General features: G+C 63.1%; 13 protein-coding genes. 7 read left to right on the top strand and 6 right to left on the bottom strand.

The annotated features are described in order from the left end of the window. Position 1 precedes the first annotated feature (1 nt). The 4 genes from ACOZJV_RS05235 to gloB form a co-directional block, all read right to left on the bottom strand. Entirely contained in the window at positions 2 to 1,852 is a 1,851-nt protein-coding gene (locus ACOZJV_RS05235; RefSeq protein WP_201130729.1) for an extracellular solute-binding protein, read from the bottom strand. Next, complete coding sequence (locus tag ACOZJV_RS05230; protein WP_421547012.1) at positions 1,849 to 3,678, bottom strand: extracellular solute-binding protein; 1,830 nt, start codon at positions 3,676 to 3,678, stop codon at positions 1,849 to 1,851. Before ACOZJV_RS05230 ends, ACOZJV_RS05235 begins: the two co-directional genes overlap by 4 nt. Before the next feature lie 331 nt (positions 3,679 to 4,009). Further along, entirely contained in the window at positions 4,010 to 5,443 is a 1,434-nt protein-coding gene (locus ACOZJV_RS05225) for a transglycosylase SLT domain-containing protein (protein WP_078471296.1), read from the bottom strand. A 99-nt stretch (positions 5,444 to 5,542) separates the two neighbouring features. Then, positions 5,543 to 6,310: a hydroxyacylglutathione hydrolase gene (gloB, locus tag ACOZJV_RS05220; RefSeq protein ID WP_421547011.1), complete on the bottom strand. Its 768-nt coding sequence runs from the start codon at positions 6,308 to 6,310 to the stop codon at positions 5,543 to 5,545. A gap of 65 nt (positions 6,311 to 6,375) precedes the next feature. Here gloB and ACOZJV_RS05215 point away from each other — a divergent pair, with 65 nt between their 5' ends. From ACOZJV_RS05215 to ACOZJV_RS05195, 5 genes are all read left to right on the top strand, one after another. Further along, on the top strand, positions 6,376 to 7,134 hold the full coding sequence (locus ACOZJV_RS05215; protein ID WP_078471294.1) for a class I SAM-dependent methyltransferase: 759 nt from the start codon (positions 6,376 to 6,378) through the stop codon (positions 7,132 to 7,134). Between the two features lie 95 nt (positions 7,135 to 7,229). Then, positions 7,230 to 7,682, top strand: a complete 453-nt coding sequence (gene rnhA / locus ACOZJV_RS05210; RefSeq protein ID WP_078471293.1) for a ribonuclease HI — start codon at positions 7,230 to 7,232, stop codon at positions 7,680 to 7,682. A 72-nt stretch (positions 7,683 to 7,754) separates the two neighbouring features. Continuing rightward, positions 7,755 to 8,516 (top strand): DNA polymerase III subunit epsilon, encoded by a 762-nt coding sequence (gene dnaQ / locus ACOZJV_RS05205; RefSeq protein WP_020296090.1) that lies wholly within the window; start codon positions 7,755 to 7,757, stop codon positions 8,514 to 8,516. A 119-nt stretch (positions 8,517 to 8,635) separates the two neighbouring features. Further along, positions 8,636 to 10,891, top strand: coding sequence for an Orn/Lys/Arg decarboxylase N-terminal domain-containing protein (locus ACOZJV_RS05200; RefSeq protein WP_078471292.1), 2,256 nt, complete (start codon positions 8,636 to 8,638; stop codon positions 10,889 to 10,891). 14 nt (positions 10,892 to 10,905) lie between these two features. Then, complete coding sequence (locus ACOZJV_RS05195; protein ID WP_078471291.1) at positions 10,906 to 11,490, top strand: GNAT family N-acetyltransferase; 585 nt, start codon at positions 10,906 to 10,908, stop codon at positions 11,488 to 11,490. On the opposite strand, the gene ACOZJV_RS05190 is transcribed toward ACOZJV_RS05195, so the two are convergent. Continuing rightward, the gene (locus tag ACOZJV_RS05190; RefSeq protein WP_078471290.1) at positions 11,487 to 12,380 is read right to left on the bottom strand and encodes a LysR substrate-binding domain-containing protein; all 894 of its coding nucleotides are present in this window, start codon (positions 12,378 to 12,380) and stop codon (positions 11,487 to 11,489) included. The genes ACOZJV_RS05195 and ACOZJV_RS05190 overlap by 4 nt on opposite strands. Positions 12,381 to 12,469: 89 nt before the next feature. Beyond that, entirely contained in the window at positions 12,470 to 12,706 is a 237-nt protein-coding gene (locus ACOZJV_RS05185; RefSeq protein ID WP_078471289.1) for a hypothetical protein, read from the bottom strand. A gap of 229 nt (positions 12,707 to 12,935) precedes the next feature. Here ACOZJV_RS05185 and ACOZJV_RS05180 point away from each other — a divergent pair, with 229 nt between their 5' ends. Continuing rightward, a complete protein-coding gene (locus ACOZJV_RS05180; RefSeq protein ID WP_078471288.1) occupies positions 12,936 to 13,493 on the top strand; it encodes an NADPH-dependent FMN reductase in 558 nt (185 codons plus the stop codon). 132 nt (positions 13,494 to 13,625) lie between these two features. Continuing rightward, complete coding sequence (locus tag ACOZJV_RS05175; RefSeq protein ID WP_421547010.1) at positions 13,626 to 14,912, top strand: arsenic transporter; 1,287 nt, start codon at positions 13,626 to 13,628, stop codon at positions 14,910 to 14,912. Position 14,913: the final 1 nt, after the last annotated feature.

Genomic DNA, 14,913 nt, shown 5'->3' with positions numbered 1-14,913 from the left:
CTTATTGCTCCACGCCGGCCGGTTGGGCCGGGTCCTGGCTGCTTGAGGTCACGGCGGGCTTGGCGTCGGGCTTGATCCACCAGGTGGCGGTGCCGATGTCGTACTTGGGCGAGACCTTGGGGTGGCCGATATGGTCCCAGTAGGCCACGCGCCAGGTCTTGATGTGCCAGTTGGGGATCACGTAGTAGCCCCATTGCAACACCCGGTCCAGGGCGCGGGCATGGGCCACCAGGCTCTGTCGCGAGTCGGCGTTGATCAGGTCTTCGACCAGGGCGTCGATGGTCGGGTCCTTGAGGCCGATGAAGTTGCGGCTGCCCGGCTTGTCGGCGCTGGAGGACTGCCAGAACTCGCGCTGCTCGTTACCCGGCGAGTTGGACTGGGGGAAGCTGCCGACCACCATGTCGAAATCCCGCGAGCGCAGGCGGGTGATGTACTGGGAAACGTCGACCCGGCGGATCACCAGGTCAATCCCCAGGTCGCTGAGGTTGCGCTTGAACGGCAGCAGCACCCGTTCGAACTCGGTCTGTGCCAGCAGGAATTCGATCACCACCGGCTTGCCCTGGGCGTCGACCATCTTGTCGTCGACGATACGCCAGCCGGCTTCCTGCAGCAGCTGGTAAGCCTGGCGTTGCTGGGCGCGGATCATGCCGCTGCCGTCGCACACCGACGGCTCGAAGGCTTCGCTGAAGACCTGGGCCGGCAGCTTGCTGCGCAGCGGGCCGAGGACTTTCAGCTCTTCGGCATCGGGCAGGCCGGTGGCCGCCATCTCGGAGTTTTCAAAGTAGCTGCGGGTGCGGGTGTAGGCGCCGTTGAACAGCTGCTTGTTGGTCCATTCGAAGTCCAGCAGCAGGCTCAGGGCCTGACGCACCCGCACGTCCTGGAACACCGGGCGGCGGATGTTGTAGACAAAACCCTGCATGCCGGTGGGGTTGCCGTTGGCGATCTGCTCCTTGATCAGCCGGCCGGCGGCGACGGCGGGGGTGTTGTAGGCGGTGGCCCAGTTCTTCGCGCTCATCTCCAGCCAGAAGTCGAATTGCCCGGCCTTGAGCGCCTCCAGGGCCACGGTGTTGTCGCGGTAATAGTCGGTGGCCATGACATCGAAGTTGTAGAACCCCCGGTTGATCGGCAGGTCCTTGCCCCAGTAATCCTTGACCCGCTCGTAGCGGATCGAACGCCCGGCCTTGACCTCGGACACCTTGTACGGGCCGCTGCCCAGGGGGATCTCCAGATTACCCTTGGCGAAATCGCGATTTTCCCACCAGTGCTTGGGCAGGACGGGCAACTGGCCGAGGATCAGCGGCAACTCGCGGTTGTTGTTGTGCTTGAACTTGAACAGCACCCGCAGCGGATCCTCGGCCACCACTTCGGCGACGTCGGCGTAATAGCCCCGGTACAGCGGCGCGCCGGATTTGATCAGGGTCTGGAAGGTGAACACCACGTCCTCGGCACGTACCGGATGGCCGTCATGGAAGCGCGCCTCGGGGCGCAGGTAGAAGCGCACCCAGCTGTTGTCCGGGGCCTTTTCGATCTTGCCGGCGATCAGCCCGTACTCAGTGAAGGGCTCATCCAGGCTCTGGCGCATCAGGGTGTCGTAGATCAGGCCGATATTGTCCGCCGGCACGCCTTTGTTGATAAACGGGTTGAGGCTGTCGAACGCGCCGAAGCCGGCTTCGCGGAAGGTGCCGCCCTTGGGCGCGTCCGGGTTGACGAAGTCGAAGTGCTTGAAGTCGGCGGGGTATTTCGGCGGTTCGCTGTACAGGGTCAGGGCGTGTTGCGGGGCGGCCTGGGCCAGGCAGGCCAGGGTCGAGAGCAACAGGCCGCTGGCCTGCAGCAGTGCGCGCATGGTCATCATTGGGCTTTCTCCGAAGACTTCAGCCACCACGCGCTCAGGCCCAATTGGTAGGGCGGCGTGGTGACGAAGGCGAACCGGTTGCGGTACGCCAGGCGATGATAATTGAGGTACCAGTTGGGAATGATGTAGTGCTGCCACAGCAGCACCCGATCCAGGGCCCGGCCGGCGGCCAGTTGTTCGTCGCGGGTCTGGGCGGCGAGCAGTTGTTCCAGCAGGTGATCGACGATTGGATTGGCGATGCCCGTGTAGTTCTTGCTGCCCTTGACCCCGACCTGGCTCGAATGGAAGTACTGCCATTGCTCAAGGCCGGGGCTCAGGGTCTGGTTGAGGGTCATGAGGATCATGTCGAAATCGAACTGGTCCAGGCGCTGCTTGTACTGCGCCCGATCCACCGTGCGCAGGCGTGCATCGATGCCGATGCTGGCCAGGTTCTCGATATAGGGCTGCAGGATCCGCTCCAGGTTCGGATTGACCAGCAGCAACTCGAACCGCAGCGGCTGGCCCTGGCTGTTGACCAGGCGCTGGCCATTGAGCTTCCAGCCGGCTTCGCCGAGCAGGCCCAGGGCACGGCGCAGGGTGTCCCGGGGAATGCCGCGGCCGTCGGTCTGGGGCAGGCTGAAGGGCTGGGTAAAGAGCTTGGCCGGCAATTGCTCGCGGTACGGTGAAAGCATCAGCCACTCATGGCCGACCGGCAGGCCGCTGGCCGAGAACTCGCTGTTGGGGTAGTAGCTCATGGCGCGCTTGTAGGCGCCGCTGAACAGGGTGCGGTTGGTCCATTCGAAGTCGAACATCAGCCCCAGGGCTTCGCGCACCTTGACCTCGGCGAAGGTGGCACGCCGGGTGTTCATGAACAGGCCCTGGGTCTGGGTCGGAATCTGGTGCGCAACCTGGGCCTTGATCACATCGCCGCGATTGACCGCCGGGAAGTTGTAGCCGTTGGCCCAGTTCTTGGCCTGGTGCTCGATGTAGATGTCGAACTCGCCGGCCTTGAAGGCTTCGAAGGCCACGTCGCTGTCGCGGTAGAACTCGACTTCGACCCGGTCGAAGTTATTGAAGCCCCGGTTCACCGGCAGGTTCTCGCCCCAGTAGTCCTTGACCCGCTCGAACACCAGTTGGCGGCCGGGCTGGACCCGGGTGATGCGATACGGCCCGCTGCCCAGGGGCGGCTCGAAGGTGGTGGCCTTGAAGTCCCGACCCTTCCAGTAGTGCTGGGGCAGCACCGGCAACTCGCCCATGCGCAGGATCAGCAACGGGTTGCCGGCGCGCTTGAACACAAAGCGGATCCGCAGCGGGCCGAGGATGTCGACCCGTTGCACTTCCTGCAGGTTGGTGCGGTATTGCGGATGGCCTTCCTTGAGCAGGACCCGGTAGGAAAACGCCACGTCCCGGGCGGTGATGGGCGTGCCGTCGTGGAAGCGCGCTTCGGGCCGCAGGTTGAACACCACCCAGCTGCGGTCCTCGCTGTATTCGATGGAGCGCGCGATCAGGCCGTAGCTGGAAGTGGGTTCGTCGCCGGATGGGGCATACAGGCCGGTGCCGACCATCAACGGCTCATTCAGCTCGTTGACCCCGTATTGCAGGAAGTTGGGGGTGGTGACCGGGCTGGTGCCCTTGAAGGTGTAGGGGTTGAGGGTGTCGAAGGTGCCAAAGGCCATGACCCGCAAGGTGCCGCCTTTGGGCGCTGCGGGGTTTACCCAATCGTAATGGGTGAATTTGGCCGGGTACTTGAGCGTGCCGAACTGCGCATAACCATGACTTTCGGTGATCGTTGCGCTTGCGGGAAAGCTCAAGGCCAGACTGATTAGGAGCAGGAGGAGGGGACGCATCAAGTCAGAGATCCGATCCAGGCGGCTTGGGCTTTGTGCTCGGTACAGTAACAGCTTGTATCAGCAGGAAAAAGGCCGTTGTAGCGGGCTTTCTAAGGCTTGGACAGGGGGATGGGGCGAGTGAGGCTTTCTGTTGCCGGGGAACCTGCTCGCGCGGGCTGCTGTAGCCGCTGCCGAGGCACGAGGCTGCGCTGGTCGCCATGAGCGCCGTGCAGCCTCAGACAGATGAGGTCAGGGGGAAAGGCTTGCCAGTGCTGCGCACTGGAGCGGGAGCAAGCTCCCTCGCCACAGCCGTCTTCCTGCTCAGCGCAAGCCCTTTGAGCGTCATCTATCAGTGTGGCAGGTAAACCGTCAGCATCTGCCCAGGCTTGAGGGCCTGGCCGGCGCGCGGGTTCCAGCGCTTGAGGTGCTGCATCTCGACGTTGAAGCGCTTGGCGACCATGTACAGCGAGTCGCCTTGCTTGACCTTGTACTGGGTCGACTTCTTGTTGTTGGCTGCGACCACCGTGGTGGTGCGGCCTGAAGTACGCCGGGTCTTGTCCTGCATGACCAGGGTCTGGCCGACCTTGAGGTTCTTGCCGGTCAGCTGGTTCCAGCGTTGCAGGTCCTTGACCTCGACCTTGTTGGCCTTGGCGATGGTGCCCAGGTTGTCGCCGCGCTTGACCCGATAGGTGCGCTTGACGCCCGCGATCTCGGCGCGGGTTGCGCCTTCGAACACCGGCTTGAGCGGACGCTGGCTGATCAGCTCTTCAGGACGCATGGTCGACAGGCTGGTGGTCAGCAACTGCGCCTTGGACGTTGGCACCAGCAGGTGTTGCGGGCCGTCGATGGTGGTGCGCTGCTTGAATGCCGGGTTGAGCTGGAACAGTTCGTCCTCGTCGATATTGGCCACCGCCGCGACCTTGGACAGGTCCATGCGCTGGTTGATCTCGACCACCTGGAAGTACGGTTCGTTGGCGATCGGGTTGAGGTTGACCCCGTACGCCTCGGGGGACAGCACCACCTGAGACAGGGCCAGCAGCTTGGGCACGTAGGCCTGGGTTTCTGCCGGCAGCGGCAGGTTCCAGTAATCGGTGGGCAGGCCGAGCTTTTCATTGCGCTCGATGGCCCGGCTGACCGTGCCTTCGCCGGCGTTGTAGGCCGCCAGGGCCAGCAGCCAGTCGCCGTTGAACATGTCGTGCAGGCGGGTCAGGTAGTCCATGGCCGCGGTGGTCGAGGCGGTGATATCGCGCCGGCCATCGTAGAAACGGGTCTGGCGCAGGTTGAAGTAGCGACCGGTGGAGGGAATGAACTGCCACAAGCCCACCGCATCGGCCCGGGAATAGGCCATGGGGTTGTAGGCGCTTTCAATCACGGGCAGCAGGGCCAGCTCCAGCGGCATGTTGCGTTCTTCAAGGCGCTCGACGATGTAGTGGATGTAGAGGCTGCCGCGCTCGCCGGCGTTTTCCAGGAACGATGGGTTACTGGCAAACCACAGGCGCTGTTGTTCGATGCGAGGGTTGACGCCCAGGCCGTCCTGCAACTGGAAGCCCTGGCGCATGCGTTCCCAGACATCCTGAGGCACTTGCGGGCTGGGTTTTTCACTGAGCCAGATCGGCTTCTGCTTGATCCGGGCGTTGAAATTCTGGGTATGGCTGGCTTCGGTCTGGGGGACGTGGCTGGTGCTTTGGCAGCCCGCCAGGGTGGCGGACACAGCCACCGCGATAGCTTGAGCCAATCGCGTCAATGCGTCTGAATTGATGGTTTTACGAATAGATGACGACATTGGCTGGAAGTAAGTTCCGGGCAAAAATGTCGGGCGATTCTAGGAACCGCCCGAGGTTCGGTCAACCATTCAGAATTTTTGTACCAAGCAGCGGGGGTCTTAGAACTTATCTTTCCATGCCCTCAAGGCCGCAAAAACCGCACTCTGCGACGGGTTATCCCGGCCATTCCGTTCGTCAGCTTTTTGTTTAACGGATGTTTCCGCGGTGCGTAGAAAAGGGTTGGTGAGTTTTTCCAGGGCCAGGGTCGAGGGCAGGGTCATGCGCCCGTCCTCGCGCAGTTGGATGACCGTCGCCAGGCGCTCGGCGATGTCCGGGTTATGCGGCTCCACGGCCTGGGCGAACTTGAGGTTGCTCAGGGTGTACTCATGGGTGCAGTACACCCGGGTCTCGGCCGGCAGCGCGGCCAGGCTGGCGAGGGACTGGTGCATCTGCTCCGGGGTGCCTTCGAACAGCCGTCCGCAGCCGGCGGCGAACAGCGTATCGCCGCAGAACAGCAGGCCGTCGTGGTAATAGGCGATATGCCCCAGGGTGTGCCCGGGCACGCTCATGACCTGAAATTCGCAGCCGAGTACGCTGACCCGGTCCTGGTCATCGAGCGCCACGTCGCGCCCGGGGATGTTTTCCCGGGCCGGGCCGTAGACCGTGGCGCCGCTCAACTGCTTGAGCTGCTCCACGCCGCCGACGTGATCGTGGTGGTGATGAGTGATCAGGATGTCGCTGAGGACCCAGCCGGGGTGCTGTTGCAGCCAGGCCACCACCGGCGCCGCATCACCCGGATCGACCACCGCGCAACGTTGGTGGTGCTGATCTTGTAACAACCAGATGTAGTTATCGGTGAAGGCGGGCAGGGCACTGATCTGTATCATCGTCGGATTCGCCAAGCGGAAAACAATGGCGCATCTTAGAACTTCTTGGCGGGTTGGAGAATGCAATGACCGATAAAGCGTTCGCTCAGGCCGATCCTGACTGGCTGGCTTTGATCAGCGCGGCCCGTGACTGGCTGTCCGGCCCACTGGGCCAATTTTTGCTCGATGAAGAACGGCGCATGCTCGATGACGAGCTGGGGCGTTTCTTTGGCGGTTATCTGGTGCATTACGGGCCTTCGGCGCAAACCCCGCCTGCTGCCCCTCAAGTGCAGCGCAACGTGCGCCTGGGCGCGCCCTTGCCCGGGGTGGAGATTGTCTGCGAAGAACAGGCCTGGCCCCTGAGCGAGCACGCCGCCGACGTGGTGGTGTTGCAGCACGGCCTGGATTTCTGCCTGTCGCCCCATGGCCTGCTGCGCGAGGCGGCCAGCGCGGTGCGCCCGGGTGGCCATTTGCTGATTGTCGGGATCAACCCCTGGAGCAGCTGGGGCTTGCGCCACGTCTTTGCCCACGATGCCTTGCGCCAGGCGCGCTGCATTTCCCCGTCACGGGTCGGCGACTGGCTGAATCTGCTGGGCTTCGCGCTGGAGAAACGCCGCTTCGGGTGCTATCGTCCGCCGCTTGCTTCACCGGCGTGGCAGGCCCGCCTGGCCGGCTGGGAACGCAAGGCCGGTGACTGGCAACTGTCGGGCGGCGGCTTCTATCTGTTGGTGGCGCGCAAGATCGTGGTCGGCCTGCGCCCGGTGCGCCAGGTGCGGCGCGAGCCGATGGGCAAGCTGGTGCCAATGCCGATGGCCAAGGTCAACCGCCGTAACGTCGAACCCTGAAACTTTCTTTTTATTGCAGGCCGGGCTTTCCGGTCGCGGACTGCGTCGCCCGATCAGCGGCCGGCCGCACGGCATTCTTGATGGATAGGTTGTAAATGAGCGATAGCGTAGAACTCTTTACCGATGGCGCCTGCAAGGGCAACCCGGGCCCTGGCGGCTGGGGCGCGTTGCTGGTGTGCAAGGGCGTTGAAAAGGAGTTGTGGGGCGGCGAAGCCAATACCACCAACAATCGCATGGAACTGCTGGGCGCCATCCGTGGCCTTGAAGAGCTCAAGCGGCCCTGCGAAGTGACCCTGGTGACCGACTCGCAGTACGTGATGAAAGGCATCACCGAGTGGATGGTCAACTGGAAGAAACGCGGCTGGAAAACCGCAGCCAAGGAACCGGTCAAAAACGCCGACCTGTGGAAACTCCTGGACGAGCAAGTCAACCGCCACACCGTGACCTGGAAATGGGTCCGCGGGCATATCGGCCACCACGGCAACGAACGGGCCGACCAACTGGCCAACCGTGGCGTCGATGAAGTGCGCGGCTACAAACAGTCCTGATCCCCTCACGCGCGTCATCCGCCCCGGGCATGCTAAAATCGCGCCCTTTGAAACATTGAGACCTGAGCACTGATGGCCAACAGATCTGTTGTACTCGATACCGAAACCACCGGCATGCCGGTGACCGACGGTCACCGGATCATTGAAATCGGCTGCGTCGAGTTGATGGGTCGACGCCTGACCGGGCGTCACTTCCACGTGTACCTGCAACCGGATCGCGAGAGTGACGAAGGCGCCATCGGCGTCCACGGCATCACCAACGAATTCCTGGTGGGCAAGCCGCGTTTTGCCGAGGTCGCCGACGAGTTCTTCGAGTTCATCAAAGGCGCACAGCTGATCATCCACAACGCGGCGTTCGACGTTGGTTTCATCAACAACGAATTCGCCTTGATGGGGCAGCACGAACGGGCTGACATCACCCAGCACTGCACCATCCTCGACACCCTGATGATGGCCCGTGAGCGTCACCCGGGGCAGCGCAACAGCCTCGATGCCTTGTGCAAACGCTACGGCGTCGACAACTCCGGCCGTGAATTGCACGGCGCCTTGCTCGACTCGGAGATTCTCGCCGACGTCTACCTGACCATGACCGGCGGCCAGACCAGCCTGTCCCTGGCGGGCAACGCCTCGGACGGCAACGGCTCCGGCGAAGGATCGGGCAACCGCGCCAGTGAAATCCGCCGCTTGCCGGCAGACCGCCAGCCGGCACGAATCATTCGGGCCAGCGAAGCGGAGCTCGCCGAGCACCAGGTGCGCCTGGAAATCATCGCCAAATCCGCCGGCGCGCCGGCACTCTGGACCCAGTTGGCCGAGGCCAAGGCCCAGCAGCAGTAGTTGTGTTCGCGCGACCTTTTATTGTCGAAGGTCGCAGCGGGGCTTACACCCAGCGGCTCAAGCCTCTACCCTGAGGTGATTGGCGGGCCAAGGTCCGCCGCCTCAGGACACCCCGCCCCATGTACAAAGACCTGAAATTCCCGGTGCTGATCGTGCACCGCGACATCAAGGCTGACACCGTTGCCGGTGATCGGGTGCGCGGTATCGCCCGGGAACTGGAGCAGGAAGGCTTCAGTATCTTTTCCGCCGTGGATTACGCCGAAGGCCGCCTGGTGGCCTCGACTCACCACGGCCTGGCCTGCATGTTGATCGCTGCCGAAGGCGCGGGCGAAAACACCCACCTGTTGCAGAACATGGTCGAGCTGATTCGCCTGGCCCGGGTGCGTGCGCCCCATCTGCCGATCTTCGCCCTGGGCGAGCAGGTGACCCTGGAGAATGCCCCGGCCGACGCCATGAGCGAACTCAACCAGTTGCGGGGCATCCTTTACCTGTTCGAAGACACCGTGCCTTTCCTCGCCCGACAGGTGGCCCGCGCCGCGCGCAATTACCTGGATGGCCTGCTGCCACCGTTTTTCAAGGCCCTGGTGCAACACACCGCCGACTCCAACTACTCCTGGCACACCCCGGGCCATGGCGGCGGCGTGGCTTATCGCAAGAGCCCGGTGGGGCAGGCGTTTCATCAGTTTTTTGGCGAGAACACCCTGCGCTCGGACTTGTCGGTCTCGGTCCCGGAGCTGGGTTCCCTGCTCGATCACACCGGGCCCCTGGCCGAAGCCGAAGCCCGCGCTGCGCGCAATTTCGGCGCCGATCACACGTTTTTCGTGATCAATGGCACCTCCACCGCGAACAAGATCGTCTGGCATTCCATGGTCGGTCGCGATGACCTGGTGCTGGTGGACCGCAACTGCCACAAGTCGGTGTTGCACTCGATCATCATGACCGGGGCCATCCCCCTGTACCTGTGCCCGGAGCGCAACGAGCTGGGGATTATCGGGCCGATTCCCTTGAGCGAGTTCAGCCGCGAGTCGATCCAGGCCAAGATCGACGCCAGCCCGCTGACCCGGGGCCGGCCGCCCAAGGTCAAGCTGGCGGTGATCACCAACTCGACCTATGACGGCCTGTGCTACAACGCCGAGCTGATCAAGCAGAGCCTGGGCAACAGTGTCGAGGTCCTGCATTTCGACGAGGCCTGGTACGCCTACGCGGCGTTCCACGAATTCTTTGCCGGGCGCTACGGCATGGGCACCACGCGCTCCGCCGACAGCCCGCTGGTGTTCACCACCCATTCGACCCACAAGCTGCTGGCGGCCTTCAGCCAGGCCTCGATGATCCACGTGCAGGACGGCGGCGCGCGGCAACTGGATCGCGACCGCTTCAACGAAGCCTTCATGATGCACATCTCCACCTCGCCGCAGTACAGCATCATCGCCTCGCTGGATGTGGCTTCGGCCATGATGGAAGGCCCGGCCGGGCGTTCGCTGTTACAGGAGATGTTCGACGAAGCCCTGAGCTTTCGTCGCGCCCTGGCCAACCTGCGGCTGCACATTGCCGCCGATGACTGGTGGTTTTCCATCTGGCAGCCGCCCCGGGTCGAGGGCATCGACCAGGTCCACACCCAGGACTGGCTGCTGGAGCCCGAAGGCGAGTGGCACGGCTTTGCCGGGGTCACCGACGACTATGTGCTGCTGGACCCGATCAAGGTCACCCTGGTGATGCCCGGCCTGACGGCGGGCGGTGCCCTGAGCGACAAGGGGATCCCGGCGGCGGTGGTCAGCAAGTTCCTCTGGGAGCGCGGCCTGGTGGTCGAGAAGACCGGGCTCTATTCGTTCCTGGTGCTGTTCTCCATGGGCATCACCAAGGGCAAGTGGAGCACCTTGCTCACCGAACTGCTGGAGTTCAAGCGCAATTACGACGCCAATGTCAGCCTCGGCAACTGCCTGCCGAGCGTGGCGCAGATCAACCCGGCGCGTTACCAGGGCATGGGCCTGCGCGACCTGTGCGACCAGCTCCATGCCTGTTACCGCAGCAACGCCACGGCCAAGCACCTCAAGCGCATGTACACCGTGCTGCCCGAGGTGGCGCTGAAACCGGCCGACGCCTATGACCACCTGGTGCGTGGCGAAGTCGAGGCGGTGTCGATCGACGCCCTGCAGGGACGGGTCGCCGCCGTGATGCTGGTGCCGTACCCACCGGGGATTCCGCTGATCATGCCCGGCGAGCGGTTTACCGAGCAGACCCGGTCGATCATCGATTACCTGGCGTTCGCCCGTACGTTCGACAGCAGTTTCCCTGGCTTCGTCGCCGACGTGCACGGCTTGCAACATGAAGATCAGGGCAATGGACGGCACTACACTGTCGATTGCATCAAGGTTTGAGGACGTTCCCCGCTATGCAGCCAGCCATGAATCCCAAGTACCCCGGCCTGTCGGTGCGGGTCGCCGACGACGGGTTTTCCGCCTATATCTGGGGCAGTGACTTCAGTTTCGAAGTCACGGCCTACGCCCAGGCTGAAACCGGCAAGGCGGTGGCGCAGTGGCCGCTCACGTCCATCGATCCATACCGCAAGTGCTACGGCATCGACCCGGAGGAGTTCAGCAGCTACCGCGATGCGGCCGACAGCGCGATTTTCATGGCCTACCTGGACGATCAGCCGGTGGGGCATGTGGTGGTCAGCACCAACTGGAACGGTTACGCCCATATCGACGAGCTGGCGGTGCATGCACCGGCGCGGCGCCACGGGGTGGCCAAGGCGCTGCTGGATGTGGCGCAGTTCTGGAGTCGCAAGAAAAAACTCCCGGGCATCATGCTCGAAACCCAGAACAACAACATCGGTGCCTGCCGCCTGTATGAACGCTGCGGCTACGTGATTGGCGGGGTCGATCACCTGCGTTATCGCGGCATCGATCCGCAGACCTCGGAAGTGGCGATTTTCTGGTACCGACTGTTCGCCGACGAGTTCGCCGCCCAGGGTTAGCCGGCGAGCAGGGCTTCGGCCTTCTCCGTCAACAGTTCGAGCAGGGCGCTGATCACGCTGGACGGCTCGCGCTGGTGCAGGCTCAAGGCATACAGCGTCACGCTGATCGGTGGCGACAGCGGGCACACGTCAAGGCCGCCGCTGCGTGCGCCAAGGGCCGTGAAGGGGTCGACAATCGCCAGGCCTTCGCCGGCTTCGACCATGCTGCGCATCATCTGATAGGTCTGGACCCGGGTCTGGATCACCGGGCTGGGGCGAATATTCTGCAGCTTGCTGTCCAGGGTTACGCTGAGCGGGTCCTGGCCCTCCAGGCCGACCATCGCCTGGCCGGCGAGGTCTTGCAGGGCAATGTACTTCTGCTTGGGCTGCAGCCAGCCGTGGGGCGCGAGCAATTGCAGCTTGCCCTGGGCCAGGGGTTGGCAGTGGATATCGCGGTGTTCGGGGTTGTGCAGGCTCAGGCCAAGGTCGCAGTCGCGCAGCAACAGGCGTTTGACGATCTGGCGGGTGCCGTGGCTGGCCAGGCTGCAGGGGGTGTCGGGAAAGCGCCGGCGCAGGGCGGCGATGCTTTGCGGCAGCAGTTGCTGGGCCAGGGGCGGGGTGCCGTCGACCCGCAGCGGGGGTGCCTGATACTGCTTGAGGCTGTCAGCCAGGCGTTGCACGGGTTCGAAGGCGTCGTAGATGCCACTGATCCCGGCCTGCAACTCACGGGCTTCGCGAGTGGCCTGCAGACGTCCGCGGACGCTGGCGAAGAGCATGAAGCCCAGCTGGCTTTCGGCATCGCGCAAAAGCGCCTCGACCTCGGCCACCGACAATTGCAACAGCTCGGCGGCGGTGCCCAGGTGCCCGGTTTGCAGGAGCGCCTGAATCACTTCGATATGACGTAAACGCATGCTTGAAGTCCATGTCCAGCCAGTGAGGGATTCAATCGCTTGAATCCTAACTCAAGTCCGCGCATATGACTTCTGCTCATGACACCGGGTTATGAGGCAATGAAGGTCTCGGGTTCGCGAATGATGGTGATGTCCGATTGCACCAGCAGAAACTGGTTGTCGTCGAGTTTTTTGACGCGGTCGCCAATGGCCAGACGGTAGGTGGTAACAGGCTCGGAGCCGGTGAGACCGTCTGCCGACGGGGTGGATTCCTGGAATTCATGCACCGAATAGACGCGGCCTTCTGCGTCTCTTGCATGAAACTGTCCGACGAGTACTGCTGCCATCTTTTAGAGCCTCTGGAGATAAATCACTCAATTTGCGGTTCTGTAGACCGTGCTTGGGCGAGGTAAGTTTTGTACCGGTAAAAAAATAGTCCGCCGTCGCAAAGGGCGGTGCCGGGCCGGGCTGAAACAGGCTCTGGGGCACCATCAATTTGTGCGAACGGGGTGGCAGGATCGACCCGCGGTCATTTATAACTAGCGTCTTGTTCAACCAGATAGTCAGGAAGCAACCATGAGCAACGTTTACACGATTGCAGTGCTGGTCGGTAGTTTGAGAAAAGCCTCTATCAACCGCAAAGTGGCACTGGCGCTGGCTGAACTGGCGCCTGCCAACCTCAAATTGAACATCGTCGAGATCGGCGACCTGCCGCTCTACAACGAAGACATCGATGCTGCACCGCCGGCAGCCTACAGTACTTTTCGGCAACAAGTGAGCGCATCCGACGCGGTGTTGTTCGTGACCCCGGAATACAACCGCTCGGTGCCGGCGCCCTTGAAGAATGCGATTGACGTCGGTTCGCGGCCATATGGCCAGAGCGCCTGGAGCGGCAAACCGGGTGCGGTGATCAGTGTTTCCCCCGGTGCCATCGGCGGCTTTGGCGCCAATCACCACCTGCGCCAGTCCCTGGTGTTTCTCAACGTGCCCTGCATGCAACAGCCGGAAGCCTACCTGGGCGGCGCGGGGTCGGCGTTCGATGACAACGGCAAGTTGTCCGAGGCCACCCGGCCATTCCTGCAGAGCTTTATCAATGCCTACGCGCAGTGGGTCGAGCAGCACAAAAAAGCCTGACCCGCAGTCGCCGGCTTCCACGAAGTCGGCTCGCGGGGCTTATGCGCGTCATGTCCGCTGAACCGATCGATCCCCTGATCTCCCCATTCCATGGGTCCGTCTAGCTGTCGGGCCCACTCAAGGCTGTTGCCCATGTTGACTGCTGGACTGATTTTTCTGCTGACCATTACCCTGGTGATCTGGCAACCCAAGGGCCTTGGCGTCGGCTGGAGCGCGGTGCTGGGCGCGGTCCTGGCCCTGTTGCTCGGGGTGGTGCACCTGAGCGATATCCCGCTGGTGTGGCAGATCATCTGGAACGCCACCGGCACCTTTGTCGCACTGATCATCATCAGCCTGCTGCTGGATGAAGCCGGCTTTTTTGCCTGGGCCGCGCTGCATGTGGCGCGCTGGGGGCAGGGCAGTGGACGACGCCTGTTCGCCTTTATGGTGCTGCTGGGGGCGCTGGTGTCGGCGCTGTTCGCCAATGACGGTGCGGCGTTGATCCTGACCCCGATCGTGATTTCCATGCTCCTGGCCCTGCGTTTTTCCAAGGCCGCGACCCTGGCCTTCGTCATGGGCGCGGGCTTTATCGCCGACACCGCCAGCTTGCCGCTGGTGGTCTCGAACCTGGTGAACATCGTCTCGGCGGACTTTTTCAAGATCGGTTTCAACCGTTACGCGGCGGTGATGGTGCCGGTCAACCTGGTCAGCGTCGCGGCCACACTGGGGGTGCTGATGTGGTTTTTCCGCCGCGACATCCCCCGTGCCTACGACCCCGAACAGCTGGAGCCGGCGCACAGCGCGATCCACGATAAACCGACCTTTATCGCCGGCTGGTGCGTGCTGCTGATCCTGTTGCTCGGCTGCTTTGCCCTGGAGCCCTTGGGCATTCCCATCAGTGCCATCTCGGCGGTGTGTGCCGCCTTGCTGCTGGCGGTGGCTGCCCGCGGGCATCGGATTTCCACGCGCAAGGTGCTCAAGGACGCGCCATGGCAGATCGTGATTTTCTCCCTGGGCATGTACCTGGTGGTCTACGGCCTGCGCAATGCCGGGCTGACCCAATACCTGGCCGGCTGGCTGGACAGCTTCGCGACCTGGGGTATCTGGGGCGCAGCCATGGGCACCGGGTTGTTGAGTGCCTTGCTGTCTTCGATCATGAACAACCTGCCGACCGTGCTGATCGGCGCGCTGTCGATCGATGCCAGCCAGGCGCAGGGGGTGGTCAAGGAGGCGATGGTCTACGCCAACGTGATCGGCAGCGACCTGGGGCCGAAAATCACCCCGATCGGCAGCCTGGCCACCTTGCTCTGGCTGCACGTGCTGGACCGCAAAGGCATCCATATCGGCTGGGGTTATTACTTCAAGGTCGGCATCGTCCTGACCTTGCCGGTGTTGCTGCTGACCCTGGCGGCGCTGGCCCTGCGCTTGTCGCTGGGCTGAA

Origin of the sequence: Pseudomonas sp. QD4, from assembly GCF_049199125.1 — a bacterium.
Taxonomy (GTDB): Bacteria; Pseudomonadota; Gammaproteobacteria; order Pseudomonadales; family Pseudomonadaceae; genus Aquipseudomonas.
This window is presented reverse-complemented; position numbering and strand designations above follow the sequence as displayed.